Origin of the sequence: Alcanivorax sp. NBRC 101098 (assembly GCF_001010505.1) — a bacterium.
Taxonomy (GTDB): Bacteria; Pseudomonadota; Gammaproteobacteria; order Pseudomonadales; family Alcanivoracaceae; genus Alcanivorax; species Alcanivorax borkumensis.
The window spans coordinates 2473606-2499685 of record NZ_AP014613.1 but is presented as its reverse complement, the minus strand read 5'-3'; the positions used below and the strand labels follow the sequence as shown (position 1 = coordinate 2499685).

Sequence of the window (26080 nt, the reverse complement as noted above, 5' to 3'; positions counted from 1 at the left end):
GTTTCGGGGCAGCCGGCTCTCGTGCGTATAATGGCGGGAACTGTGTTGCAGCGCTCCGGGAATACCGAGGCGCCCTTAATAACGCGAAGGATAACAGGTGACTGAGCTACCTGCTGCTTTATACACCGCGGCGCAAACCCGCGAATTGGATCGCCTAGCCATTGCTGCCGGCACCCCGGGTGCCGACTTGATGGAGCGAGCAGGGCAAGCGGCGTTCGATGCCCTATGCGAACGCTGGCCGCAAGTGAGCACATTGGCGGTATTGTGTGGCGGCGGCAATAACGGTGGTGATGGTTATGTGGTGGCTCGGCTGGCCGCAGAGGCTGGCCTGCAACCGCAGATATGGTTTACCTCTGCGCCGGATCAGCTCAAGGGCGATGCCCTGACCATGGCTCAGCGCTGCCAAGAGGCGGGCGTTCCCATGCAGGCGCTCACCGCCGACGCCTTGCCGCATGGGGCGGATCTGTTGGTAGATGGCCTGCTGGGTACTGGTCTCAAAGGCCCGCTGCGTGATGATGTGGCGATGTTGTTACGTGCCCTGAATGCCTTGTCGATTCCCGTGATGGCGTTGGACGTTCCTTCTGGGTTGAGTGCCGATAGCGGCATGCCCCTGGGCGCGGTGTTGCAGGCTGAAATGACCTGTACCTTTATAGGTCTCAAGCGTGGCCTACTCACCGGCGAAGGCCCTTTGCATTGCGGTGTGCTGCGTTTTTTTGACCTGCAGGTGAGCCGGAATATTTATGCTCAAGTGCAACCGGACAGTGTGAGTCCGTCTGCTGAACTATTGCAGCAGTGCCTGCCGGCCCGCCGAGTGGATGGCCACAAGGGCGATTATGGCCATGTGTTGGTGATGGGTGGCGATCACGGTTTTGCTGGCGCCCCGGTTATGAGTGCCCAGGCTGCGGCGCGCTGCGGCGCGGGCAAGGTGACGCTGATTACCCGCCCGGCCCATGTGGCGGTGGCGCTGATTCGGCAACCGGAAATTATGGTGCGCGGGGTGGATCAGGCACAAGAGGCCATCGAGTTAATGGACGCGGCCACGGTGATCGCCATTGGGCCGGGGCTGGGCCGCGACGCTTGGGGCCGGGAGTTGCTGGCGGCGGCACTGTCGGCAGGCAAGCCGTTGGTGGTAGATGCGGATGCATTGAACCTGATCGCCGGCCAGCCCGATATTGGCACTGCAGACTGGGTGCTTACCCCGCATCCGGGCGAAGCGGGCCGCCTGTTGGGCGTCACCGCCGCAGAGATTCAGCAAGATCGTTTTGCCGCGCTGGAAAGCCTTTGCGCCCGCTATGGTGGCACCGTGCTGCTTAAGGGGTTGGGGACCTTGGTGCAGGGTGACTCGGCCGCGGGGCTGGGCCGGGCACTGATTCGCGATGGTAATCCGGGTATGGCCTCTGGAGGCATGGGGGATGTGTTGACTGGCGTAATCGCAGCCCTGCGTGCCCAGGGGCTGAGTGGGTTTGATGCGGCTCGGCTAGGGGCTATGGTGCACGCCCGGGCAGCCGATGGTTGTGCAGCAGCGCAGGGTCAGAGGGGCTTGCTAGCCACCGATTTGCTCCCGGCCCTGCGCCAACAATTGAATTATGGATTGCCGCAAGGAGTCGGTCGCCAATGAGTGTGGAGTGCTACGCATTAGCGGATGAGGCGGCAACGCTGGCACTGGGGGCTGAATTGGGCCACCGCTTGGCGGCGGGCGGCTGCGTTTATCTTGAAGGCGATCTCGGGGCGGGGAAAACCACCCTGGTTCGCGGTATCCTCCGTGGCCTGGGGCATAACGGAGCGGTAAAGAGTCCGACGTATACTATTGTGGAACCCTATGAGATTCGGGGCGTCCATATCTATCACTTTGACCTGTATCGTCTGTCGGATCCGGAAGAACTGGAGTTGATCGGCGTACGGGAGTATTTCGATGCTGGCTCGCTGTGTCTGTTGGAGTGGCCGGAACGCGGAGCAGGCGTGGTGCCAGCACCGGATTTGACCATTACACTGGCCGTGAATGGCCACGGACGAAAAGCGACCCTGGAATGGGGTAGCGATTAAACGCCTATGACAATGCGGAAAACTGTAGCGGTAGCTTTTCTTTCTCTGTTGGCTTTGTGCTGGAGCTCACTGGTGTTTGCCCAGACCACGATTGATTCCGTACGCCTGCACCGGGCTCCGGATCACACTCGGATCGTATTCGATCTGCCCGGCCCGGTGGACCACAAGCTCGACAAGCTGGCCAACCCGGATCGTATTGTGTTGGATCTGCAGAACGCCGCTCTGGATTTTGATGTGAAAACGCTGGACTACGCCAGCAGCCCGATTGCCAATATCCGGGTCGGCAAACACACTGATAAAACCCGAGTGGTGCTGGACATGAACGAGTCCGTGCGCACCCGTACTAACCTGCTGAAACCCATTGAGCCCCATGGCTGGCGCTTGGTGGTTGACCTGTTCGATAAAGAGCTCACCACTGCGACCGCTAACGATAGTAAGCCAACGCCGGAAAAGTCGAAAAAGTCGGCTGAGCCCAAAGCCCAGCGATTAATGGTTGTGGCCATTGATGCCGGCCATGGTGGGGAAGACCCCGGTGCACGCGGGCCCAGTGGGGCCTATGAAAAAACCATTGTGCTGCAGATTGCCAAAAAGCTAGAGGCGATGGTGAATGAGAAAGCCGGCATGCGGGCGGTGATGGTGCGTGATGGCGATTACTATGTGCCGCTGGTGGAGCGCCGCAAAATTGCCCGGGAAAAGCACGGGGCGGATGTGTTCGTTTCTATTCACGCGGATGCTTTCACCGATGCCCGCGCCAATGGCGCTTCGGTATTTGCCCTGTCCAACCGGGGGGCCACCAGTGCTCGGGCCCGCTATCTGGCCAAAATAGCCAACGAGTCGGACCGCGTGGCCGGGGTGTATGAAGAAGAGAAAGACGACAGCTCGCTCTACAGTGTGCTGGCGGATCTGCAGATGAACGGTTCTATGGCCGGCAGTCTTTATCTTGGCCGGCAGGTGCTGTTGGAAATGGGTAAAGTCACCAAGCTGCATGGTAACCGCGACAAGGTGGAGCAGGCAGGTTTTGCGGTGCTTAAAGAGCCGGAAATGGTGTCGATCCTGGTGGAAACCGGGTTTATTTCCAACCCCACTGAAGAGCGTAATTTGCGCTCTTCAGCTCACCAGACCAAGCTGGCTCGTTCAGTGGTCAAAGGGATTGATGCCTATTTTCGTAGCCATCCAGCACCTAATAGCTGGTATGCCGCTCAACGACGGGAGCAGGGCGATGAGTATCGAATTCAGCCCGGTGATACACTGTCGGAAATTGCTCGGCAGTACAGTGTTTCTGAGCAGTCGATTCGTTCGGCTAACGGCATGGATGGCGATCGCATTATGGTCGGCCAGGTACTGAAAATTCCCCGTTCGTGACATTCCGCTTGCACGCAATACGCGCCATGCTGGCACGCTAATTTCCAAACGTGCTGGGTGCGGTGTGGCGGGTCAGATAATTTCCTAAAGGGTGTGTTTTGTCCAAAATTCAGCTGCTTGATTCCCGCCTTGCTAACCAGATTGCCGCCGGTGAAGTGGTTGAGCGCCCCGCGTCTGTGCTCAAAGAGCTGCTGGAGAATGCGCTGGACGCTGGCTCGGAATCCATCAGTGTGGATGTGGAGCAGGGCGGGGTGAAACTGCTGCGGGTACGCGACAACGGCAGTGGCATCGAGCGCGATGATTTACCGCTGGCTCTGTCGCGCCATGCCACCAGCAAAATCCGGGGGCTTGATGATCTGGAAGCCATTGGCACGTTGGGGTTTCGCGGTGAGGCTCTGGCGGCGATCAGTTCTGTCTCCCGGTTGAGTCTGGCCAGTAATGTGGAGGGGGAGCCGGAAGGTTGGCAGGTGACCGTGGAGGGGCGTGATATGGCGCCGTCAGTATCGCCGGCAGGGCATCCCCGTGGCACCACCGTCACCATGCGCGATTTGTTCTTCAATACTCCGGCGCGGCGTCGTTTCCTGCGCACCGAAAAAACGGAATTCAATCATCTCGAAGAGGTGTTCCGGCGCATTGCCCTGAGCGAATTCAATACCGCTTTTCGTCTTACCCATAACCAGAAAGTGATTCACCAGCTGCCTGCTGGGTTGGATGACACTTTGCGGGCAGCGCGGGTGGCCAAGCTGTGTGGCAAGGGCTTCATTGAGCAGGCGGTACCGGTGGATGTGGAGCGTGATGGTTTGCGGCTGCATGGCTGGATGGGGCTGCCCACTTTTTCCCGGTCCCAGGCGGACCTACAGTATTTCTATGTAAATGGTCGGGTCATCCGGGACAAGGTGGTTAGCCATGCGGTGCGTCAGGCTTACTCGGATGTGCTTTATCATGGCCGCCATCCAGCCTATGTGCTGTTTCTGGAACTGGATCCGGCCATGGTGGATGTGAATGTTCACCCCACCAAGCACGAAGTGCGTTTCCGCGAGCAGCGCATGGTGCATGGTTTCTTGTATAGCTCGCTGCACCGTGTCATTGCCGGGGTGCGGCCCGGCCAGGAACTGGCGGGTTCAGTGGCCGATGAAGGCGGGCCAGCTGCAGGGATGGATGCAGCCATGGCGCCGAGCCAGGGTAATATGTCGCTGACTTCGCCGACGGGCTCGGGGGGCTCCCTGTCTCATCCTGCCGGGCAGGCTTATCCTTCCACGGGGGGAGGCGTGTTCGGCTATGGCCAGGGCGCACGTCAGGCGGATGCTTATGGGGCGTTGGTCCGTGGGCATGTAGGTGAGTCGGCGCCGGCGGTAATGCCGCCGGCCAACGAAAATGAAACGGTACCGCCATTAGGGTATGCGGTGGCGCAATTGCACGGCATTTTTATTTTGGCGGAGAACGAGCAAGGGATGGTGGTGGTGGATATGCACGCCGCCCACGAACGGATTACCTACGAACGGCTCAAGCAGAGCTGGGCGGAAGACAAGGTGCGTAGCCAGCCGTTGCTAGTGCCGGTGTCGCTGGCGGTGTCATCCCGGGAGGCGGACTTTGCTGAGCAGCAGCCGGAGGTCTTTTCCAGGCTGGGGTTTGTGGTTCAGCGTGCTGGGCCGGAGACTCTGGTGGTGCGCGAAGTGCCGGCCCTTCTTCGTAATGGCGACAGCGAATCCATGGTGCGAGATGTGCTATCGGACCTGCTGGCCGAAGGCAGCAGCGAACGCATTGCGCAAAAGCTCGATGAGCTGCTGTCTACTATGGCCTGCCACGGCAGTGTGCGTGCCAATCGCCGCCTCACCATTGCAGAAATGAACGCGCTGTTGCGTGATATGGAAGCCACTGAGCGTTCCGGCCAATGCAACCATGGCCGGCCCACCTGGACCCAGATGAGTATTAAGGATCTGGATCGACTGTTCATGCGGGGGCAATGAACCATGACCGCTTGCACGCGACACCCAAGCAGGCAACACGTGGAGGGCACGCGGTCTTTCGCGTGTCAGCGTGATGCCTGAAGCGTCTCTGCCTATTTTATTGCTCATGGGGCCCACCTGCTCCGGTAAAACCGCGTTGGCGATTGAGGCGGCGCAGACGCTACCCATCGAAATTATCAATGTGGATTCGGCGTTGGTGTATAAGGGCTTGAATATTGGTGCGGCGCGCCCCACTGAAGAAGAGCTGGCATTGGCGCCACACCGGTTGCTGGGTTTTCGTGATCTTACCGAGCCCTATTCCGCTGCGGATTTTCGCGCCGATGCGCTCAAGCACATTGAACAGATCCACAACAACGGCAAATTGCCGTTGTTGGTGGGTGGCACGGTGCTGTATTTCAAAGCCTTAGTGGAGGGGTTGGCTCCGTTGCCGGAAGCGGATCCGGTGGTGCGTGCCGAGATTGCAGCACTGGCCGATGCGCAGGGCTGGCCGGCGGTGCATCAGGCGCTGGCTGAGGTGGACCCGGTCACCGCGGCGCGGCTCAAGCCCACGGATAAGCAGCGGTTACAGAGGGCGCTAGAGGTCTTTCGTCTAACCGGCAGACCGTTGGCTGCGTTTCATGCGGAGCATGATAAAACGCTAACAAAGAGCCGGGATGGATTAAGTCAGTTCAGCGGATTGCCCTATCCTGTGCTCAGCACGGCCCTAGCGCCGCAGGATAGAGCCTGGCTCCATGAACAGATTGCATTAAGGTTTCGCGCAATGCTGAATTCCGGTTTGCAGGAGGAAGTAGAGGCGTTGCGACAGCAGCCCCAATTGAATGCAGATTTACCCGGTATTAGGGCCGTGGGATATCGCCAGATGTGGGAATATCTGGATGGTATGTACGGCTACGATAGCATGGTGGAGCGGGGCATTATTGCCACCCGGCAATTGGCTAAACGGCAGTTTACCTGGTTGAGGAAATGGCCGGAACTACAGTGGTTCGACAGTAATGATCGGTCACAACGAGACGCTCTGTTTGGATTGCTTGCGAAGAACTGTAAATCTGTGTTTAGTTAGCTCTGAAAGCATGCGTTTTAGTTTATAATGCAATGACTGCATAGGTCTGTGGCATTGCTGGGAAGGTGTCGCGGCTATGGATGGGGCGGGATTCGGAACCTTTTATGCTGACTGTTGACAAAATTGGCCCGGTGGCACACTGGGTTGAAGCTGTGCTTGATTAGGCACGGCTTTGCGGCGGCATCGCGCTGATTGCCCGAAGTGTTGGGCGCTACTTTTTACTGTTATTTCAAGGAGATCTACCATGTCAAAGGGGCACTCGCTACAAGACCCTTTCCTGAACGCGCTGCGTAAAGAGCGTATTCCGGTTTCTATTTTCCTGGTAAATGGGATAAAGCTGCAGGGTCAAATTGAATCTTTTGACCAATATGTCGTGCTGTTGAAAAATGCAGTAAGCCAAATGGTATACAAACACGCTATTTCTACCGTGGTTCCGGCCCGCAATCCGCGCGCAACGGGCAACCCGGCTATGGCTGCGGGTGCTACTGCTGCGCCAGCTGCCGATGAAGGGTACGGCAACCAGTAACCTGTTTGTTTTATTCGCTTCATTATACAGGGCTGCCTTCGGGTGGCTCTGTGCGTTGTGCTCTGTCTTCTTTAGCTGACGTATTGAAATGTTACGTCAGCCACTCGTGCTGCGTGGTTTAGTGACCGATTCCAGCCCCTATCCTTTGGGAGGGGCTGGACGCTTGTATAAGCAGTGAGATGGCTAGAATCATGTTGTTCTTTCTCATCCAAGAAGAACACGATGCATTTCCTGCCTTTCCACCACCTTCCTGGTTTAAACTGGGGGTACCTGTCCCCATATCCGCATCCTATGGACTTATTTGATCGTACAGAACAAACACGCACCGAAGCCGGCGAGCGCGCTATTTTGGTTCATCTGGAGCTGCCTGATGCTATGGGGCGTGAAGATCTGGATGAATTCCATCATTTGGTGACCTCCAGCGGTGTCCTGCCTGTTATCCAGCTGACGGGCAAACGAGACCGGCCTGATCCAGCATTATTTATCGGCACTGGAAAAACCGATGAATTGGCGGCCATGGTAAGTGAGCACCAGGCTGATGTGGTGCTGTTTAATCATGCCCTTAGTCCGGGTCAGGAACGTAATCTGGAACGGGTAGTGAAATGCAGGGTGCTGGACCGCACCGGTTTGATTCTGGATATCTTTGCTCAGCGGGCTCGAACCCATGAAGGGCGCTTGCAGGTGGAGTTGGCGCAACTTCGCCACTTGTCATCTCGGTTGGTGAGAGGCTGGACCCACCTGGAGCGTCAAAAAGGCGGTATTGGCCTGCGCGGCCCTGGTGAGACACAACTGGAAACGGATCGCCGTTTATTGCGTGATCGTATTCGCGGAATCGAATCGCGATTGGAAAAAGTGCGTAAGCAGCGCGCTCAAGGGCGTCGCGCCCGGCAACGGTCGGAAACTCCGCTAATTTCTCTGGTAGGTTATACCAATGCGGGCAAGTCGACCCTGTTCAATGCCATTACTACGGGTGATGTGTATGTGGCAGACCAATTGTTTGCTACCTTGGACCCGACGTTGCGCAAAGTAAAAGTGCCGGGTGTAGGGCCGGCCATTTTGGCAGATACCGTGGGTTTTATCCGGCATTTGCCGCACCGGTTGGTGCAGGCATTTCGAGCCACGCTTGAAGAAACCGTGAACGCTAACCTGTTGCTGCACGTGACTGACTGTAGTGCGGAAGAGCGGGACAATAATGTGGTTGCTGTGAATGAGGTGCTGGAAGAAATTGGTGGCGATAAGCTACCGGTGCTGCATGTTTATAACAAGGTCGATAATCTGGACCAGCCTCCCCGACTGGAGCGTGATGAACACGGCCAGCCTTGGCGAGTGTGGGTTTCTGCGCAAACTGGCGATGGGTTCGATCTGCTGTTTGACGCGATCGCAGAGCGGTTGGCTGCTGGTTGGGTGGATTGCTGGGTGCGGCTGCCCGCTTCAGCGGGGCGTCTGCGCGCTCGTTTGCACGAAGCCGGCGAAGTGCTTGAAGAGCAAACCGGCAACAATGGCGATATGTTGCTGCGTGTTAATGTGAATCGGGTGCATTTTGAACGCCTGCTTCGCGAACAAGGTTTAAAAGAGGAAGAGCTGGTAATTCCGGCACCTGCGGTTGCAGCTGAGGACGCCCCTTCCTACAATTCGGAACACTCGACAAACGCGAGTCATCATTAGGCTGGAGCCCTTTGGCTTTGGCGGACTGGAGATCTACATGGCGTGGAATGAACCCGGCGGCAATAAGCCGAAGGACCCTTGGGGTGGTGGTGGTGGCGACCAGGGGCCGCCGGACCTAGACGAAGCCCTGAAAAACCTGAAAGACAAGATTAATAATGTTTTCGGCAAAAAAGGTAACAAAGCCGGCGGCGGTGGTAGCCGCAGTGGCGGAGGGTCGCCTTGGCCGATGCTGGTTATCGCGTTGGTTATTGTCGCCATTGGTTATGGCCTGATGGGCTTTTTTCAAGTGGACCAGCGTGAACGTGCTGTGGTGCTGCAGTTTGGTAAGTTCGATCGTATCGTGGAGCCGGGTTTGAACTGGCGAGCGCCTATCTTTGAGCAGTTCGAGAAGGTGGACGTGGGGCAGAACCGTCGCTACGAAATTACCGAAGAAATGCTCACCAAGGACACCAATATCGTCAGTGTGACCTTGCAGGTTCAGTATCAGGTGCTTGATCCGCGCCCGTTCCTGTTGAAAGTGGCGCAGCCTGAAGAAATTCTGCAGCACGCTACCAGCTCGGCGTTACGCCACGTGGTGGGGTCGTCGTCTATGGATGATGTGCTCAAGGATAATCGTGAGGCGATCCGGGTACAGGTGCGCGAGCGCTTGGATGACTATTTAAACCGTTACGACACTGGCTTGGTGCTACGCCAAGTGGTACTGGATAAAACCGAAGCGCCGGATGCTGTGCGTGACGCCTTTGATGATGTGTCTAAGGCCAAGGAAGATGAAGATCGCTTCAAGAAAGAAGCGGAAGCGTACAGCAATGCAGTGATTCCCCAGGCTCGAGGTGAAGCTCAGCGGATAGAAGAAGAGGCGTTGGCTTATAAACAGCAGGTTATTGATGAAGCCAAAGGTGATGCCAGTCGCTTCACCGATTTGCTTACTGAGTACCGCAAGGCTCCGGAAGTGACTCGCGAACGTTTGTACCTGGAAACCATGACTCAGGTCTTCAGCAATACCAGCAAGGTAATGGTCGATGTGAACAAGGGCGACAGCCTAATTTACTTGCCATTGGACAAGCTGATGAAGAATAGCGACGGCAAGACCAAGGCTCAAAATCCCGGGGCTTCAGCGTCCAGCACCACCTCCAGCGCCGGTGCGGATGACGGCGGCAGCGGACGTAGTAGCGGCCGCAGCTTGTACAACAACCGTAACCAGGAGCTGCGCTAATGAATAATCGTGGATGGATGGCGCTACTGGCCTTGGGCGTGCTGGCTCTTTTGGCGATGGACTCTTTTTTCATCGTAAACCAGAAAGAAAAGGTCGTGCTCAAGCAGTTTAGTCGGATCGAGAAGACCGATATCCAGCCTGGTCTTTACTTCAAGTGGCCTATGGTGGAAGAAGTGGTGAAAGTGGATGGGCGTGCGTTGGTCTATGACGTACCTACCCAGTCTTTCCTTACCGCTGAGAAAAAACTGCTGAATGTTGATGCCTTTGTTATTTGGCGCATCAGTAATGTGCAGCGTTACATCGTTAGTGTGGGGGGCGGTTCTTCCAATCCTCAGGTAATGGAGCGCCGTGCTCGTGAACTGCTGGACCCTCGTGTGAACGAAGGCCTGCGCAACGAGTTCGCTTCACGTACCGTCTTTCAGGTGGTGGCCGGCGAAAGTGACGTGGAAAAGGTGGAGGGCGATACGGCTATCCTCCGTGACCCGACCACTGGCGAAACCGTGGAAGTGCCCACCGACCAACTGGATGAGTCGGTGTTGCGTGGAGCGGGAGCCGGTCAGCAAGAGGGTAGTGAGCCTGCTGTAGATAGTGTGGCCAATGATCAACGTGAGGCGTTGATGGATCAGGTTCGCGCTGAAGTAAACAAGTCGACCTTGGAAGATCTGGGTATTGAAGTGGTGGATATCCGTGTTAAACAGGTGGACTGGCCGGAACAGGTTCGCGGGCGAGTATTCGACCGTATGCGCGCTGAGCGTCAGCGAGATGCTGCGGCTCATCGTTCACAGGGTCGTGAAGAAGCGGAAAAAATCCGTGCCTCTGCAGACCGCCAGCGCACTGAAACATTGGCCCAGTCGTACCGTAAGGCTCAGAGCGCTCGCGGTGAAGGGGATGCGCAGGCAGCGGCAATCTATGCCGAAGCCTACAATCAGGATAAAGAATTTTTCCGTTTCTACCGTAGCTTGAGAGCCTATAAGGAAAGTTTCGATCAGCCGGAAGATGTGCTAATCCTGGAGCCGGATAGCGACTTTTTCCGCTACATGAAAGGGGCGAAGGGCGCGCCTTAATAGGGCCTTTTGTTCAAATAGCGTCTGGTTTGCCCCTGCGGCACCGGGCCTATCACAGAGCCCCGCCTAGTGCGGGGCTTTTGTTGTTTGTTTTATCGATTTGTGTTGGCAAACGTTGCTGGCGAGGCTCGTCTATCCTGAGCCTATCTGGCGCTGGAAGACCATGATAGAATGCGGCAACCGAGCCTGAGGGTTCGGTTTTTTTGTGGCTGTCTGGCGGGAACCATGGACGCGTTGTTAAATGGCGGAAGCGTGTTGATCAAAGCACTGTGTTTGGTGTTGGTCATCGAGGGTATTCCGTTGTTTCTTGCGCCTGGCCGAGCCCGTCGCGCGGCCCTTCAGGTGGCGCGTCTGGATAGTCGCCTGCTGCGAATTATAGGGCTGGCACTCATGGTATTGGGTGCGGGCTTGTTATTACTGATGCGGTCGTAAATGATGAATCAGGAAGAACAGTGGCTACTGCCCGACGGGGTAGAAGAGGTCCTCCCGGGTCGCGCCCGGGCCATCGAGCAGCTGCGTCGGCAGACGCTGGATCTGTATCAGCGTTGGGGTTATGAACTTGTTTTCCCGCCGTTGATTGAGTTTATGGAATCCTTGCTGAACGGCGGTGGCCGTGATCTGGAGAGGGAAACCTTCAAGATTACCGACCAGCTCACCGGGCGCCTGATGGGCGTTCGTGCGGATATTACCCCGCAAGTGGCGCGTATGGATGCCCATAGCTTGCGCCGTAACGCACCTTCTCGTCTTTGTTACTGCTCCAGCGCCCTGCGCACCCGGCCGGTGGTCGCCGGTGGCACGCGCCTGCCCTATCAGTTGGGCGTAGAGCTATTTGGTCACGCCGGTTCAGACAGTGATCTCGAGGTGATTTCCTTGCTGCTGGAAACGCTGGCATTGTCAGGCGTCGAGCAACAGGTGGTACTGGATTTGGGCCACGTGGGTTTGTTCCGTGGTCTGCTCGAGGGCTGTGATTTGAGCGAAACTGAGCAGAACCAATTGGAAGATATCTATGTGCGCAAAGCGCGGGTAGAGCTGGATTCTTTTATTGCCAGCCATGATTTGCCTGCGCCTGCGGCCAAGGCCTTGGCCGCCTTGCCTTGGTTAGCAGGTGGCGTGGAGGTGCTCAATGAGGCCCGTGCGTTATTGTCCCACTTCTCTGGCGCCCTAGCGGCATTGGATGAGCTGGCGGTGCTGGCCGATGTGCTCGGCGCTCGAGGGGTGCGGCTGCACCTGGACTTGGGTGAGCTGCGTGGTTATCACTACCACACCGGTTGCGTGTTTGCGGCGTACTTGCCCGGTGAGAGCGAGCCCGTGGCCAAGGGCGGTCGCTACGATCACATTGGTGAAGTATTTGGTCGGGCCCGCCCGGCCACCGGCTTCAGTGCGGATTTGAAGATGCTGGCTGAGCGTGCGCAATCTGCCGCGCTTACCGGTATTCTGGCTGAAGGGTCGCTGCAGGACGCCGCGTTCGCGACTAGGGTTGCGGCTCTTCGTGAGCAGGGCGAGCGTGTGGTGCTGGCCCTTCCCGGTGCAGATAATGATCCGGCTGAACTAGGGTGCCAGCGTCGTCTGGTTGCTCAGGCCGATGGTTGGGTTGTGACCGACCTCTAAAACCGAATTTCTTTTTTCCTGAATAGATGGCAGCAAGCAATCATGGGTAAGAACGTAGTCATTCTCGGCACCCAGTGGGGTGATGAAGGCAAAGGCAAAATCGTCGATCTGCTTACCGATCAGGCCTCATTGGTCGCCCGCTTTCAGGGTGGCCATAACGCCGGCCATACCCTGGTGATCGATGGCAAGAAAACGGTCCTGCACCTGATTCCGTCAGGCATTCTTCGTGAAGATGTGCAGTGCCTGATCGGTAACGGCGTGGTGCTTTCTCTGGAAGCCTTGCTTAAGGAAATTGGTGGCCTGGAAGATCAGGGTGTTCCTGTTCGCGATCGCCTGCGTTTGTCCGCCTCCTGCCCGCTGATCTTGCCTGTGCACGTGGCTCTAGATCAGGCTCGGGAAGCGGCCCGTGGCAACAAGAAAATAGGCACCACGGGCCGGGGCATCGGCCCGGCCTATGAAGACAAGGTGGCTCGTCGGGGCTTGCGCCTGGGTGATGTGTACCAGCGTGAGCTGTTTGCCGCTAAGCTGGGCGAAGTGATGGATTACCACAACTTTGTTCTGCGCAGCTATTACAATGCCGAGCCGGTGGATTTCCAGAAAACCCTGGATGACACCTTGCAGCTGGGCGAAGACGTGCGCAGCATGGTGACTGACGTGACGGCGGTGCTGCACGGCGCCCGTGAGCGCGGCGAAAATATCATGTTCGAAGGAGCCCAGGGCACCCTGCTGGATATCGACCACGGCACCTACCCTTATGTCACCAGCTCCAATACCACCGCTGGCGGTACCGCTACCGGCACCGGGTTTGGTCCTCTGTACCTAGATTATGTGCTGGGTATTACCAAGGCCTACACCACCCGGGTGGGGAGTGGCCCGTTCCCCACTGAGTTGTTCGACGAGAATGGCCGCTACCTGGCCGAGAAGGGGCACGAATTTGGTTCTACCACGGGCCGTGCTCGCCGTTGCGGGTGGTTCGATGCGGTGGCGCTGAAGCGCTCCATCCAGATTAACTCCATTACAGGCCTGTGCCTAACCAAGCTGGATGTGCTGGATGGCCTGGAAGAGATCAACATCTGTGTGGGCTACCAGGATGCGGCCGGCAACTCGCTGGAGTGCGCCTGGGATGCGGATAGCTACGAAGAAGTGAAGCCGGTTTACGAAAGCCTGCCGGGCTGGAGTGAATCCACCCTGGGCGTGAAGTCGGAAGACGATCTGCCGGCCAACGCCAAGGCTTACCTGCAGCGCATCGAAGCAATTACCGGTGCACCCATCGATATTATTTCCACTGGCCCGGACCGGGTGGAAACCATTATCAAGCGCCATCCGTTCTCCTGAACCCGGCGCAAATGGAAAAGCGGCCCAAGGGCCGCTTTTTTTATGTCCGACGCTACGGTTTTTGTGTTGAACAAATTCTTCTTATCTCCGTGACAGATTTGTCATAAAAAAGCGCTTCACTGTTCGCCTCTGAAAACAATTCACGGGGAGAACGCTCATGTACCGGATTCCGTTTGCCAAAACAGCACTGGCTACCAAAGTCAGTGCTGTAACTTTAACTGCTATTCTAATGTCTGCCTGTGGTGGTGACAGCGATTCTAACGATCCTGCCGTGCCTGCGGACCCGGTTGGAAAAAGTCTTTCCTTTACCGCGGTGAAAGCCCCGGAAACGGATCTGGAAAAGCGTCAGATCCTGGCGTCTCCCTCCGTTGAAGTAGATGGTGAAACCTACGAGATCGGTTTCCATACCCTGCTGCGTTCCGGCGATGCGGTAAACGGGGATGTGGTCTTCGGTCAATTGGTAGACAAAATGGGGCAGCCGCTCTATGGCAACGATGGTAAGCCGAGTGTTACCGATTCCAATGAGCATACCTCCCTGTTGCCGATCGGTGATCGTTTGTTCTCCGTCTCTCAGATGGAAACTCGTCCTGGTGCCATGTTCCTGATGGAACTGGATCAGAACAAACAGACTGGCCATCTTTCAGTCAAGGATCTCTGGCAAATCGATCAGTCCGGTGTGGATGGTGGTTGGGTGCACTGTGCTGCCAGTGTGACCCCTTGGAATACCCATTTGGCTAGTGAAGAGTACGAACCGGATGCTTCCGAGCGTGACCCGGTAACCGGTGAAATTGATGGCTACTACGAGCCGATGGCAGATTACTTTGGGGGTGATCTGACGGCCATGAATCCTTACTGGTGGGGCTGGAATATTGAGATCGCCGTGGCTGCCGAGGGTGATAGTGCACCCACCAGCGATCTCGTCAAACATTACGCCATGGGCCGTCTGGCCTTCGAGCTGGCTTACGTAATGCCTGACGAAAAAACGGTCTACATGACCGATGATGGCACCAACGTGGGCCTCTACATGTTTGTTGCGGATACGGCCGGTGATCTGAGTGCGGGTAACCTCTATGCCACCAAATGGAACCAGACATCGGCAGCGGGTATCGGTGAAGCGGACCTGGAATGGATAAGCCTGGGCCACGCCAGCAACAGCGATATCGAAGCCCTATTCGCCAGCCCTGACGAGCCGGCATTTACTGATCTTTTCGAAACCGCGACCATGACCGGTGAGGATTGCCCGGATGGTTTCACGGCCACTGCATCCAATGGCAATAAGGAATGCCTGAAAGTAAAACCCGGTATGGAGTTGGCGGCATCCCGTCTTGAGACTCGTCGCTATGCTGCGTTGATGGGGGCGACCACAGAGTTTCGTAAAGAAGAAGGTGTGACCTTCGACCCGGATGGCGGCAAGCTTTATGTGGCCATGAGTGAAGTGGGGCGTGGCATGGAGGATAATTCTTCCAACGATCTGTCCACGATCAACCATGTTCGTATTGCCGAGGCCAATAAGTGTGGAGGGGTCTATGCCCTGGATGTTGCCGCCGATGCGGGCATCGGTTCTGATTATGTGGCGCAGAACATGAAAGGCTTGATTGCCGGTCAGCCTGCCAGCTACCCGGCGGATAGCCCGTTTGCCTCTTACTCCTGTGACGCTGACGGCCTGGCCAATCCGGATAATGTGACCTTTATCACTGGCTATAACACCTTGGTTATTGGTGAGGACACTGGTTCCGGGCACCAGAATGATGTGATCTGGTCACTGAATCTGGACCAGGTAGATGCGACGGATTTCTCTGCCGGTCTGACTCGTATCCAGACCACCCCCTACGGGTCGGAAACCACCTCTCCCTATTGGTACCCCAACGTGAATGGCTTCGCCTATCTGATGAGTGTGGTGCAGCACCCCTACGGCGAATCTGACTCCGGCAAGATCCCGGATGGCTCATTGGATCACCGTGCCTATACCGGGTATATCGGTCCGTTCCCGGCCATGGATTGAATATTAATAACGATAACGAGGAGGGCCGGGGTATCCCCGGCCTTTTGCTGCTATGAAAAAGATTTTTTTTATTCTGGGTATGTCTGCTTTGGTATGGCAGCTGAGCGGTTGCGGCCAATCTGATGCGTCGCAGGCGGAAAATTTGGGGCGCCTGTATTTGTCCAACCCGGCGGCGACGATTCCGCCACAGTGTTATACCAAAACCGAAGATGCCAAGGGGGTTGAGAGTAACCCCTGTTATGTCTGCCATACCGCCAGTAAAGAGCCGAATTTCACTAACGATCTTGATTTGCAGCTGGCCTACGATTTTGCCGGGCCCGCTACCGTCAATCGCTGGGAGAATCTTTTCGTTGATCGCAGTGAAGCGCGTGAAGCGATCAGTGATGAGGCGATTTTGGCTTATGTGCGAACCGATAATTATCAATCCGGGGGCGCGGTGCAGCTGGCCGAAACCCTGACAGGAAAATTGCCTGCGCATTGGGATGGTGATGGTAATGGACACTGGGATGGTTACGTGCCTGACGTGTCCTACCGCTTTGATGAGCATGGCTTTGACCTCGACGCAGAAGGTGAGCCGACGGGTTGGCGTGCATTGGCCTATACGCCGTTCCCGGGGACATTTTTTCCCACTAATGGTTCTGCGGATGATGTGCTGATTCGCTTGGATTCTCCGTATCAACAGAACGAAAAAGGCGAGCCCGACATGCGGGTTTACCGTCTCAATCTGGCGATTGTGGAGTCGCTGATCAAGCGTGAGAGTGTGGCGATAGAGGCGGTGGCGGAAGCCGAGTACGGGGTCGACTTGAATCGCAACGGTGTACTGGATCGTGCTACTGAAGTGGTATTCGACTGGGCTCCCCTTGAAGGGCGTGAGATGGAGTATGTGGGGCTGGCCAGGGTGGCCCAGCAACAGGGTGCAGCGCCACTGTCAGCAGGGGCTTATCCGCTGGGCACCGAGTTTGTACATAGCGTCCGCTATCTGGATATTGCCGACGATGGCGAAGTGGTTATGGCGCCGCGAATGAAGGAGCTGCGCTACAGTCGTAAAACACGTTGGCTGACATATTTTCAGCACCGGGAGCTGGCGGATGATGAGCTCAAGGATGCCCATGATTTTCCTGATCGCATGGAGCCTGTCATCGGGGATATAGAGCGCGGGGTGGGCAATCGCCGTGGCTGGCGTTTCAGTGGCTTCATCGAGGATGACCAGGGCGAGCTGCGGCCGCAGTCGTATGAGGAGCTGGCCACCTGCGCCGGATGTCATGGGGCTGTGGGTGCGCTGACCGATAGTACCTACACCATGGAAAGAAAGCTGGATGCCAGTCAGGGGTTTCAGCGGGGCTGGTATCACTGGAATCAGAAAAGCCTGGGAGGTATTCCCGAGCCACAACGGGAAGATGGTCGTGGCGAGTATGCGTTTTACTTGGAGCAGGTAGGTGGAGCGGATGAGTACCGGTCCAATCAGGAGGTGCGTGAGCGTTTCTTTGATGAGGAGGGGGGCTTGAGGCCGGCCATGTTGACGCAACTGGAAGGTGATATCAGTGCGCTGGTGGTGCCCTCCGCCCGCCGGGCACTGGAATTGAACAAGGCATACCTGTCTGTCGTTGAGGAGCAGAGTTATATCCGCGGCCGCGATGCGGTGCTCGCCCCAATGGTCAATGTGCACAAAGAGGTGGAGGCCGGGCAGCGTACAGCCATAACCGAACCGGTGACCTATCGCTGAGACCGCGCAGCGTGCCTGCTTCGCAGATCTGTCGAGAGCGAATGGAGATTTCCCGTCGCAGGTTTACTTGCGGCGGGTAATCACAATCAGGGCCACGGTGACGCCAACCGCGGCGATCGGGAAAAACAGCAGGTAGCGTTTACGACGGGCTTCTTTTGCCCGGTGGGTATTGGCCTGCTCAATAGCGGGATGGACAGATTCGGTGGCCTGCACCGTATTGCCCGGTTCGGCGTAGGTAGCCACGGGAGCCAAGGCCAGGCCGCAGGCGAGGAAAAGAGCAGCGATCACGGGGCGAAGGAGAGTCATATTGACTTGCGCTATCAGTGATTGAGAGGGGCTAGGCCGGGGCTGAAACGAAAAAGGGCCCCCGCTTGGGAGCCCTCTTTCTTAATTGGTGCCGAGGAGAGGACTTGAACCTCCACGCCCTTGCGAGCACTAGCACCTGAAGCTAGCGTGTCTACCAATTTCACCACCTCGGCTTTGCTATGCATTGACTAAATTTATTAGCCGTTCATCGCGAAAGCGGGTGCATTCTAGTATATGATGGCCCAATGTCAAATTCCTTTTCAAAAAAACCTTCGATGACCTCAAAGAAACGCTATAGCGATCCCCATGCCGACCGAGAGGCGGAAAAGTACGAGAACCCCGTTCCCAGCCGGGAGTTGATTCTGGATGTGCTCAATGATCAGGGTAAGCCCCTGTCGTTTGAGCTGCTGGCTCAGCTGCTGGAAGTGGATGAAGAGGGGGAAGTCGGACTGGATCGTCGTATCAAGGCCATGCTTCGTGACGCTCAGCTGGTTCAGAACCGCAACGGTAAAGTCGGCGTGGTGTCTCGTATGGACCTTATTGCCGGTCGAGTGCAAGGCCATAAAGATGGCTTTGGCTTTCTGATTCCTGACGACAAAACGCAAGGCGACCTGTTTCTAGCGCCCCGGCAGATGGAAAACGTCATGGACGGTGACCGGGTGCTGGTCAGCAACGCGGGCTATAACCGCTTTGGCAAGAAAGAGGCCCGCATCGTTGAGATCACCGAACGGGTGGCCACCGAAGTGATCGGTCGTTATTCCCGGGAAGCGGGAATCAGCTTTATTGAGCCAGAAAATCGCCGCATTACCAAAGAAGTCCTGATCGAAGACAAAAACGGCATCAAGCCGAATCCGGGCGATCATGTCCGTGCCACCATTACCCAATACCCCAGCCGAGACCACCATGTATTGGTTCGACTGGAAGAAATTATTGCTACCCCGGACGAGGCAGGCATGGAAGTAGAAGTGGCGCTACGCCGTTTTGAAATTCCTCATGTTTGGCCGGAAGGGGTGGAGGCCGCCGCTGAGAAATTCGGTGACAAGGTTCCTCATGAGCCCAAGGCCCACAGGGTGGATCTACGTGATCTTCCGCTGGTAACCATTGATGACGAAACCGCCCGAGATTTCGATGATGCAGTCTATGTAGAGCGTCGTCCCCGCGGTGGTTGGCGCTTGATCGTGGCCATCGCCGATGTGAGTCATTATGTGCAGCCAGGCTCCGAGTTGGATCAGGAGGCGGCCAAGCGCGGCAACTCAGTGTATTTCCCCAATCGGGTGATTCCGATGTTGCCGGAGGCGCTGTCCAACGGGTTGTGTTCCCTGAACCCCCATGTGGACCGTCTGTGCCTGTATTGCGATATGAAGATTTCTGCCAACGGCCGCCTCACCCGGTTTATTTTCCGTGAAGGGGTGATGCGCTCGCGGCACCGTCTGACTTACAACAAGGTCGGCGCGATCATTGAAGAGCCTGAGTCCGAGCTGGCGCAGGACACCGTGGCCAGCCTGGACGATGAGTCCCTGGACATGATCTGGTCGTTCCATGAAATGTTCCTGGCCCTGCGCCGTCGTCGCGCAGAGCGCGGAGCCATCGATTTCGACAGCGATGACACCCGCATCATTTACGACGAGAACAAAAAGATTGAAGCCATTGTGCCGGTGCAGCGCAATGTGGCGCATATCATGATTGAGGAGGCCATGCTGGCCGCCAACATCTGTTCCGCTAAATTGCTGGAAAAAGCCGGTGTGCCGGCGCTTTACCGTAACCATGAGCCGCCCAAGGAAGAGCGCCTGAGCAAGTTGCAGCAATTTCTGGGTGGGTTGGGCTTGAGTATCGCTTGGTCGGAAGGGGCGGCGCCAAAGCCGTATGTCTTCCAGGACCTGCGCGAAGAAATTCTGGAGCGCCCGGATCGCAACGTGATCCAGACCATGATGTTGCGCACCATGAGCCAGGCCAAGTACGAGGCCGAGAACAAGGGGCACTTTGGGTTAGCGTACAAGGCGTATACCCATTTCACTTCGCCGATTCGCCGTTACCCGGATTTATTGGTGCACCGTGCCATCCGCTTCCTGATTCGCAGCAATGGTGAGCCGAACCACGTGGATAACCCTGGCAATTTGCCGGAAATCCCGCGTCAGAAAATCCTGCCTTATAACCAGGCGGATATGGTGGCCATTGGTGAGCAGTGCTCCATGACTGAGCGGCGTGCGGATGAGGCCACCCGTGATGTGGTGTCCTGGCTCAAATGCCAGTTCATGGAGGCACACCTGGGGCAGGTGTTTGAGGGTGCCATCAGTGGTGTGGCCAGTTTTGGGTTGTTCGTGCAGCTTAGTGATCTGCATATTGATGGCTTAGTGCATGTGGCGAACCTGGATAGCGACTACTACCACTTTGACGAAGTGAGCCTTACTCTCACCGGTGAAAGTACTGGTCGCCAGTTCGGATTGGGCGATGCGGTCACAGTCTGTGTGGCGGCGGTGCACACGGAAGACCGTAAGATTGACTTGCAGTTGGAGTCCTTTACCCCCAGCGGCAAAGGCCGGCCCAAAGCTGCCAGCAAGAAAAAGCCGTCCGGTGGCAGAGGCAAAGGTGGGCGCTCTGGGAATGCCGGCAAGGCAGAGTCGGGCCAGTCCGAACGGGAAAAGTTGGCCAAGGGCGATATCCCCAAGGCTAAGGCCAAGCGCAAGGGCCCGCCCCGCGGTAAAAAGGCCGCGCGCCGCACCAAAAAAAGCTAACGGCATTGCCCGTAGGGGCGTCGATTGGGTCGCGAATAGATTGCCTTGATGGCATTAATGCGCGGCTTAAGCGCTGCTCCTGCGTTTTGATTCCATTTTCACTGCGTATCGCGTGCTTGCGTGGTGCGTTTAGCGTGCAGGCGTCGTTATGAATAAACCCCTAATGTATTCCGGCTTCCATGCGGTGGAGGCGCTGTTGCGCCATCGGCCGGAGGCAGTGCTGGAGCTGTTCGTTCAGGATACCCGGGCCGACCGGGATGATCCGCGTCTGGCTGCTCTGATGCAGGCAGCAAAAGATTTCGGTATCGCTATCCAGCGAGCTCGGCGCGAGGTGCTTGAAAAGCACGCAGGGCCCCAGAATCAGGGCATCGTGGCGCGGGCGCGACCCCGTCGCCCTTTAGATGAGAGCGCGTTGTTGCAGTGGCTGGACGGCAAGCCGGCCAAGCCGTTGCTGCTGGTTCTGGAAAACGTTACCGATCCGCATAATCTCGGCGCCTGCCTGCGCAGTGCGGATGCTGCCGGGGTTCAGGCAGTGATTGTGCCGCGCCGTAATGCGGCAGGCCTGACGCCGGTGGCATGTCGCACTGCGGTTGGGGCGGCGGAGAGCCTGGCGTATTACGAGATTGGTAATTTGGCTAGCCTGCTGGACCAGCTGCGCGATCGAGGGGTTTGGGTGGTTGGCACGGCTTTAGAAGAACGAAGTGAGTCCCTGTTTACCTTCCAGGCCCCGGAATCCCTGGCCGTGGTGATGGGGGCTGAAGGGAGTGGGTTAAAGCGCCTGACCCGTGATAAGTGCGACCAGTTGTTGGAGATACCCATGGCTGGGGAAGTGCAGAGCCTCAATGTGTCTGTTGCTACTGGGGTTATGCTGTTTCAGGTGCGGGCTCAACGCAGCGTGGAATGACGCAGTAAGTTGCTGCCGGCCACGCTCCGGCGGCGCGCCCTTGCGACTCTCAACCCTTTTTTATTGCCGCCGCCTCGCTCGAGTGTGCATGGTCGTGTTCCGTTATTGTTTTCCCCTTTATTTCAGGGGGTTGCGAGCGGCATCGTTTTCTTTATACGTGTGTAGAGTTGAATTTTATCCGCGCATGCGTTCGTGATGACTAGATGGCAATGGATATGCCTTGAGGTTGCCCCCTGCAATGGGATAGAATCGCGCGCTTCCTGCGTCTCCCCCGGGTTTCGGGCCGGGATGCAGGTCTCCTTGCTTCACCGTGCGTTGATTGTGATCACGGCGGGAAGCTGAATTGGCGTCGTGAGGCGTCGCAACCGTAAGGAGCTAACATGCGTCATTACGAAGTTGTGTTTCTGGTTCATCCGGACCAGAGCGAGCAGGTGTCTGCTATGGTCGAGCGCTACAGCGCGATCGTGACCGACGGCAAAGGCACTATCCACCGTGTTGAAGATTGGGGCCGTCGTCAGCTGGCTTACCCGATCAACAAGATCCACAAAGCTCACTATGTGATGCTGAACATCGAATGTGACGGCGAGACCCTGGGCGAGCTGGAAAACACTTTCCGCTTTAACGATGCCGTAATCCGTCACCTCGTAATTCGTCGCGACAACGCTATTACTGAGCCGTCGCCGCTGGCGAAGCATGACGAGAAGGAAGGGGCTGCCAGCTAACTTTGGAAAGCAACCACTGCGAACTCACTGGTGTGATCGTCACCTTAGAAAAGGTGGCCCTGACTCCAGCCGGAGTGCCCCGCCAGAGAATCTGGTTGGAGCATCGCTCTCGGCAACTGGAAGACGGACATCCCCGTGAAGTCCAGGCCCGCATTGCCGTTATTCTGGCAGGTGGGATGACCCAGCAGGCCGCAGGCCTGAAAGAGGGTCAGCGAATCAAGGTAATCGGATGCCTCAGCCGTGCCGGTTACAAGGGAGACGCCCGGGACCGTTTGCAATTGCTTGCCCAAACGCTGCAAAGCCTTAACTAAGGATTCGACAGGAGATTATCCAATGGCCCGTTTTTATCGCCGCCGCAAGTTCTGCCGCTTTACTGCGGAAGGTGTTGAGTACATCGATTACAAAGATCTCGACACCCTGAAAGCCTACATCACCGAGACTGGCAAGATCGTGCCCAGCCGTATCACCGGCACCAAGGCACGCTACCAGCGTCAGCTGGCCTCTGCTATTAAGCAGGCTCGCTTCCTGGCGCTGCTGCCGTACTCTGACAGCCACGACAATTAAGCCGAGGGGACCATCATGCAAGTGATCCTGCTGGAAACGATCAAGAACCTGGGCGATTTGGGCGCAGTTGTAGACGTACGTTCTGGTTACGGCCGTAACTTCCTGATCCCGCAAGGCAAAGCGCTGCCTGCCACCAAAGCCAATTTGGCTGAAGTGGAACAGCGTCGTGCTGAGCTAGAAAAGCACGCTGCACAGCAGCTGGGTGCTGCCCAGGAACGCGCCGAGAAGCTGAACGAAACCACCGTTTCCATCGCCGCTAAAGCTGGTGACGAAGGCAAGCTGTTTGGTTCTGTGGGCACCCGCGACATCGCGGAAGCCATTTCTTCTTCCACTGGTGTGGATGTTGAGAAAGCAGAAGTGAAGCTGCCTCATGGTGCGTTGCGCACCACCGGTGAGTTCGAAATTGACCTGGCGTTGCACGCCGAGGTCACTGTGGCCATCAAACTGGCTGTGGTTCCTGCCGAGTAATCGACAGAACTGACAACCGGTTTGCCCCTGCGGGGGTGCGGTGACAGAATCAGGGCATTGTCTGAAAGGACAGTGCCCTTTTTAATGGTAGCTACAAGCAGAAAACTGCAACGCGACCAGAATGCCTCTTAAATTTGGATGCCAGCCGCCGCGCCTAGCGTTTTGGCATGGATAAGGCCTTTCAAATGATTATGCCTTCTTTCTTGTTATGGTTTGTAGCTTGTAGCTCAAAACTTGGCTGTAGTTATTGCTATGAATGAACCCATGTCGCTGGACAAACATCTGCCTGAAAACCTGCGTATTCCCCCCAACTCTGTGGAGGCGGAGCAGGCGGTGCTGGGTGGTTTGCTGCTCAATAACAGCGCCTGGGATGATGTGGCCGAGCGCGTTGGCGCGAGGGACTTTTACCGTAAGGAGCATCGCCAGATTTTCGAGGTGATTGCCCAGCTGGTGGAAGAAGAAAACCCCAGTGACCTGGTTACCGTCTCCCAGGCGCTGAATAACCTGGGCCAGTTGGAATCCATCGGCGGCATGACCTACCTGTCTGAGTTGGCCCGCAACACTCCCAGTGCGGCCAACATTACTGCCTATTCGGATATTGTCCGTGAGCGCAGCATCCTGCGGCAGTTGATCAATGTGTCCCACAAGGTGGCAGACAGCGCGTTTAATACAGAGGGCCGCAAGTCATTGGAAATTCTTGATGAAGCGGAATCCGCCATCTTCAAGATTGCTGAGCAGCAGAAAAAAGGCGATGGCCCGCAGAACATCAAATCAGTGCTTAAAAAAGCAGTGGACCGGATTGATGAGCTGTACAAAACGAAGAGTTCACTTACCGGCCTGACGTCTGGTTTTGAAGAGTTGGATAAAATGACCGGGGGCCTGCAGCCGGCGGACATGATCGTGGTTGCGGGCCGGCCTTCCATGGGTAAGACCACCTTTGCCATGAACCTGTGTGAAAACGTGGCGATCAAGAGTAACAAGCCCGTGCTGGTGTTCTCCATGGAAATGCCGGCGGAGTCCATCGTAATGCGGATGTTGTCCTCGCTGGGCCGCATCAATCAGGGGGCAATTCGTTCCGGTAATCTGGAAAAGGATGATTGGCCGCGCATTACTTCTGCCATTCACATGCTCAGTGAGCAACGCTTTTTTATTGATGATACCCCGGCACTGAGCCCGCTGGAGATGCGTGCCCGTGCTCGTCGGGTAGCGCGCGAATGTGGCGGTGAGCTGGGCCTGATCATGGTCGATTACCTGCAGCTGATGCAGGTGCCTGGGGTGGAAAACCGGGTGAACGAAATCTCGGAAATTTCCCGCTCCCTAAAAGGGATCGCTAAGGAGCTGAATTGTCCGGTGCTGGCGCTCTCCCAGTTGAACCGCTCGCTGGAACAACGCCCCAACAAACGCCCTGTGATGTCGGATCTACGTGAATCCGGGGCGATTGAGCAGGATGCGGATTTGATCGTCTTCCTGTACCGGGACGAGGTGTATAACAAGGACAGCAATGAGCGCGGTGTCGCCGAGATTATTATCGGCAAACAGCGTAATGGTCCTATCGGTACCGTACGCCTAGCCTTCCGCGGTGAGTTCACCCGCTTCGATGATCTGGCCCCGGAATATTATGCGCAGTTGGCCGCAGGGGATGAATAAAACGCAGAATGAAGGCGGTTGGATGCTGAATGCGCAGCCCTCTTTTTTAAAGGTTAACCGTCAGCCACTAGGCGCTGGACTGCAATTTTTATGAGAGGCACGCGCGTAGAAATTCGTCTCGCCGCGCTCAGGAACAACGCACTCCGCGCAGCGGAGTTGGCCGGTGATGCTCAAGTGTTTGCTATGGTTAAGGCTAATGGTTACGGCCATGGGCTGTTGCTGGCGGCAGAGACCATGCTCGATAGCGTGTCGGGTTTGGGCGTGGCAGTGCTGGACGAGGCGCGGACGCTGCGTGAGCATGGTATAGCCTTGCCAATATTGGTTGCCGAAGGGTTCTTCGATGCGGAAGAGCTAGAGGCAGCGGCGCGACTCTCGCTTGAGGTGGTGGTGCATTCCTTATGGCAAGTGGAGTTGCTGCTGGCGAACCCGTGCCCGGTACGTATTTGGTTGAAAGTGAATGCGGGGATGAATCGTCTGGGTTTGCGCCCGAATGAAGCTTTGAGCGCGGCTGCACGGTTAAGCCAAGCAGGTAACGCTCCGGTCGGCGTGATGAGCCATTTTGCCTGTGCGGATATGGATGAGGATATCCATTCCGAAAAACAGCTACTGCTGGCGGGAAGTGTAGCAGAGCAATTGCAGCTGCCGCTGTCTGCTTCAAACTCTGCTGCTTTACTGCGTTACCCTCGTGCCCATGCCCAGCGAGTGCGGCCGGGGATCATGTTGTATGGCTCATCGCCGTTTAACTGGCAGACTGCTGCGGAACTTGGTCTGCAAGTCAGCCATCGCTTCAGTGCACGCTTGATCGCCATTAATGCTGTTGAGGCTGGTGAAAGCGTGGGTTATGGCGCTACCTGGACTGCCTCAGATCCACGACAAATCGGGGTGGTGGCAGTGGGCTATGGCGATGGCTACCCACGCCACGCGCCCAGCGGGACGCCGGTAGCGGTGAACGGGGTCGTTACGACGCTGGTGGGGCGAGTTTCCATGGATATGATCACCATCGATGTGACCGGCTTGAGTGCCAGCGTGGGGGATGAGGTGGAGTTGTGGGGTGACGTGGTCGATGTGGATGACGTGGCCCGTGCCTGTGGGACAATCAGCTATGAGCTGTTCTGCCAGATCACGCAAAGACCGGAACGCACTATCGTCTGATCCGAAGGTCAGTTTAG

The 26080-nt window shown here is 56.7% G+C and carries 23 protein-coding genes and 1 tRNA gene; 22 read left to right on the top strand and 2 right to left on the bottom strand.

All coding sequences use genetic code 11. The features are described from left to right. Positions 1 to 97: 97 nt before the first annotated feature. From AS19_RS11285 to AS19_RS11220, 14 genes are all read left to right on the top strand, one after another. The gene (locus AS19_RS11285; protein ID WP_011589484.1) at positions 98 to 1618 is read left to right on the top strand and encodes a bifunctional ADP-dependent NAD(P)H-hydrate dehydratase/NAD(P)H-hydrate epimerase; all 1521 of its coding nucleotides are present in this window, start codon (positions 98 to 100) and stop codon (positions 1616 to 1618) included. Beyond that, positions 1615 to 2043: a tRNA (adenosine(37)-N6)-threonylcarbamoyltransferase complex ATPase subunit type 1 TsaE gene (tsaE, locus tag AS19_RS11280; protein ID WP_011589483.1), complete on the top strand. Its 429-nt coding sequence runs from the start codon at positions 1615 to 1617 to the stop codon at positions 2041 to 2043. The genes AS19_RS11285 and tsaE overlap by 4 nt, the downstream gene beginning before the upstream one ends. Before the next feature lie 6 nt (positions 2044 to 2049). Next, the gene (locus AS19_RS11275; protein ID WP_011589482.1) at positions 2050 to 3405 is read left to right on the top strand and encodes an N-acetylmuramoyl-L-alanine amidase; all 1356 of its coding nucleotides are present in this window, start codon (positions 2050 to 2052) and stop codon (positions 3403 to 3405) included. A gap of 98 nt (positions 3406 to 3503) precedes the next feature. Then, positions 3504 to 5372, top strand: a complete 1869-nt coding sequence (mutL, locus tag AS19_RS11270) for a DNA mismatch repair endonuclease MutL (protein WP_035458890.1) — start codon at positions 3504 to 3506, stop codon at positions 5370 to 5372. Positions 5373 to 5445: 73 nt separating this feature from the next. Continuing rightward, complete coding sequence (gene miaA, locus AS19_RS11265) at positions 5446 to 6432, top strand: tRNA (adenosine(37)-N6)-dimethylallyltransferase MiaA (RefSeq protein WP_041705056.1); 987 nt, start codon at positions 5446 to 5448, stop codon at positions 6430 to 6432. 244 nt (positions 6433 to 6676) lie between these two features. Further along, a complete protein-coding gene (hfq, locus tag AS19_RS11260; protein WP_007149110.1) occupies positions 6677 to 6958 on the top strand; it encodes an RNA chaperone Hfq in 282 nt (93 codons plus the stop codon). 291 nt (positions 6959 to 7249) lie between these two features. Continuing rightward, entirely contained in the window at positions 7250 to 8623 is a 1374-nt protein-coding gene (gene hflX, locus AS19_RS11255) for a ribosome rescue GTPase HflX (protein WP_041705055.1), read from the top strand. A 37-nt stretch (positions 8624 to 8660) separates the two neighbouring features. Continuing rightward, the gene (hflK, locus tag AS19_RS11250) at positions 8661 to 9836 is read left to right on the top strand and encodes an FtsH protease activity modulator HflK (RefSeq protein WP_046962087.1); all 1176 of its coding nucleotides are present in this window, start codon (positions 8661 to 8663) and stop codon (positions 9834 to 9836) included. Beyond that, positions 9836 to 10900 (top strand): protease modulator HflC, encoded by a 1065-nt coding sequence (hflC, locus tag AS19_RS11245; protein ID WP_011589477.1) that lies wholly within the window; start codon positions 9836 to 9838, stop codon positions 10898 to 10900. The genes hflK and hflC overlap by 1 nt, the downstream gene beginning before the upstream one ends. Before the next feature lie 225 nt (positions 10901 to 11125). Beyond that, positions 11126 to 11332 (top strand): DUF2065 domain-containing protein, encoded by a 207-nt coding sequence (locus AS19_RS11240; RefSeq protein WP_046962086.1) that lies wholly within the window; start codon positions 11126 to 11128, stop codon positions 11330 to 11332. Beyond that, positions 11333 to 12508, top strand: coding sequence for an ATP phosphoribosyltransferase regulatory subunit (locus tag AS19_RS11235; RefSeq protein WP_011589475.1), 1176 nt, complete (start codon positions 11333 to 11335; stop codon positions 12506 to 12508). A 42-nt stretch (positions 12509 to 12550) separates the two neighbouring features. Beyond that, positions 12551 to 13843 carry an adenylosuccinate synthase gene (locus AS19_RS11230; RefSeq protein WP_046962085.1) on the top strand — a complete coding sequence of 431 codons (1293 nt, stop codon included), beginning with the start codon at positions 12551 to 12553 and terminating at the stop codon, positions 13841 to 13843. 157 nt (positions 13844 to 14000) lie between these two features. After that, positions 14001 to 15845, top strand: coding sequence for a PhoX family phosphatase (locus tag AS19_RS11225; RefSeq protein WP_046962084.1), 1845 nt, complete (start codon positions 14001 to 14003; stop codon positions 15843 to 15845). A 52-nt stretch (positions 15846 to 15897) separates the two neighbouring features. Continuing rightward, the gene (locus AS19_RS11220; protein WP_046962083.1) at positions 15898 to 17568 is read left to right on the top strand and encodes a lipoprotein; all 1671 of its coding nucleotides are present in this window, start codon (positions 15898 to 15900) and stop codon (positions 17566 to 17568) included. 63 nt (positions 17569 to 17631) lie between these two features. On the opposite strand, the gene AS19_RS11215 is transcribed toward AS19_RS11220, so the two are convergent. Both AS19_RS11215 and AS19_RS11210 read right to left on the bottom strand, forming a co-directional pair. Then, a complete protein-coding gene (locus AS19_RS11215; RefSeq protein WP_011589471.1) occupies positions 17632 to 17874 on the bottom strand; it encodes a hypothetical protein in 243 nt (80 codons plus the stop codon). 86 nt (positions 17875 to 17960) lie between these two features. Continuing rightward, positions 17961 to 18047, bottom strand: a tRNA-Leu gene (locus AS19_RS11210). A 102-nt stretch (positions 18048 to 18149) separates the two neighbouring features. On the opposite strand from AS19_RS11210, the gene rnr reads away from it, so the two are divergent. The 8 genes from rnr (at position 18150) to alr (ending at position 26063) form a co-directional block, all read left to right on the top strand. After that, complete coding sequence (gene rnr / locus AS19_RS11205) at positions 18150 to 20606, top strand: ribonuclease R (protein ID WP_041705053.1); 2457 nt, start codon at positions 18150 to 18152, stop codon at positions 20604 to 20606. A 148-nt stretch (positions 20607 to 20754) separates the two neighbouring features. After that, positions 20755 to 21510 (top strand): 23S rRNA (guanosine(2251)-2'-O)-methyltransferase RlmB, encoded by a 756-nt coding sequence (gene rlmB, locus AS19_RS11200; RefSeq protein WP_011589469.1) that lies wholly within the window; start codon positions 20755 to 20757, stop codon positions 21508 to 21510. Between the two features lie 380 nt (positions 21511 to 21890). Then, positions 21891 to 22232 (top strand): 30S ribosomal protein S6, encoded by a 342-nt coding sequence (rpsF, locus tag AS19_RS11195; protein WP_011589468.1) that lies wholly within the window; start codon positions 21891 to 21893, stop codon positions 22230 to 22232. Positions 22233 to 22234: 2 nt separating this feature from the next. After that, positions 22235 to 22543: a primosomal replication protein N gene (gene priB / locus AS19_RS11190; RefSeq protein ID WP_011589467.1), complete on the top strand. Its 309-nt coding sequence runs from the start codon at positions 22235 to 22237 to the stop codon at positions 22541 to 22543. A gap of 22 nt (positions 22544 to 22565) precedes the next feature. Then, the gene (rpsR, locus tag AS19_RS11185; protein WP_007148676.1) at positions 22566 to 22796 is read left to right on the top strand and encodes a 30S ribosomal protein S18; all 231 of its coding nucleotides are present in this window, start codon (positions 22566 to 22568) and stop codon (positions 22794 to 22796) included. Between the two features lie 15 nt (positions 22797 to 22811). Continuing rightward, positions 22812 to 23264 (top strand): 50S ribosomal protein L9, encoded by a 453-nt coding sequence (rplI, locus tag AS19_RS11180; protein ID WP_011589466.1) that lies wholly within the window; start codon positions 22812 to 22814, stop codon positions 23262 to 23264. A gap of 252 nt (positions 23265 to 23516) precedes the next feature. Beyond that, a complete protein-coding gene (gene dnaB, locus AS19_RS11175; RefSeq protein ID WP_011589465.1) occupies positions 23517 to 24911 on the top strand; it encodes a replicative DNA helicase in 1395 nt (464 codons plus the stop codon). Between the two features lie 90 nt (positions 24912 to 25001). Then, positions 25002 to 26063 (top strand): alanine racemase, encoded by a 1062-nt coding sequence (alr, locus tag AS19_RS11170; protein ID WP_011589464.1) that lies wholly within the window; start codon positions 25002 to 25004, stop codon positions 26061 to 26063. Positions 26064 to 26080 lie beyond the last annotated feature (17 nt).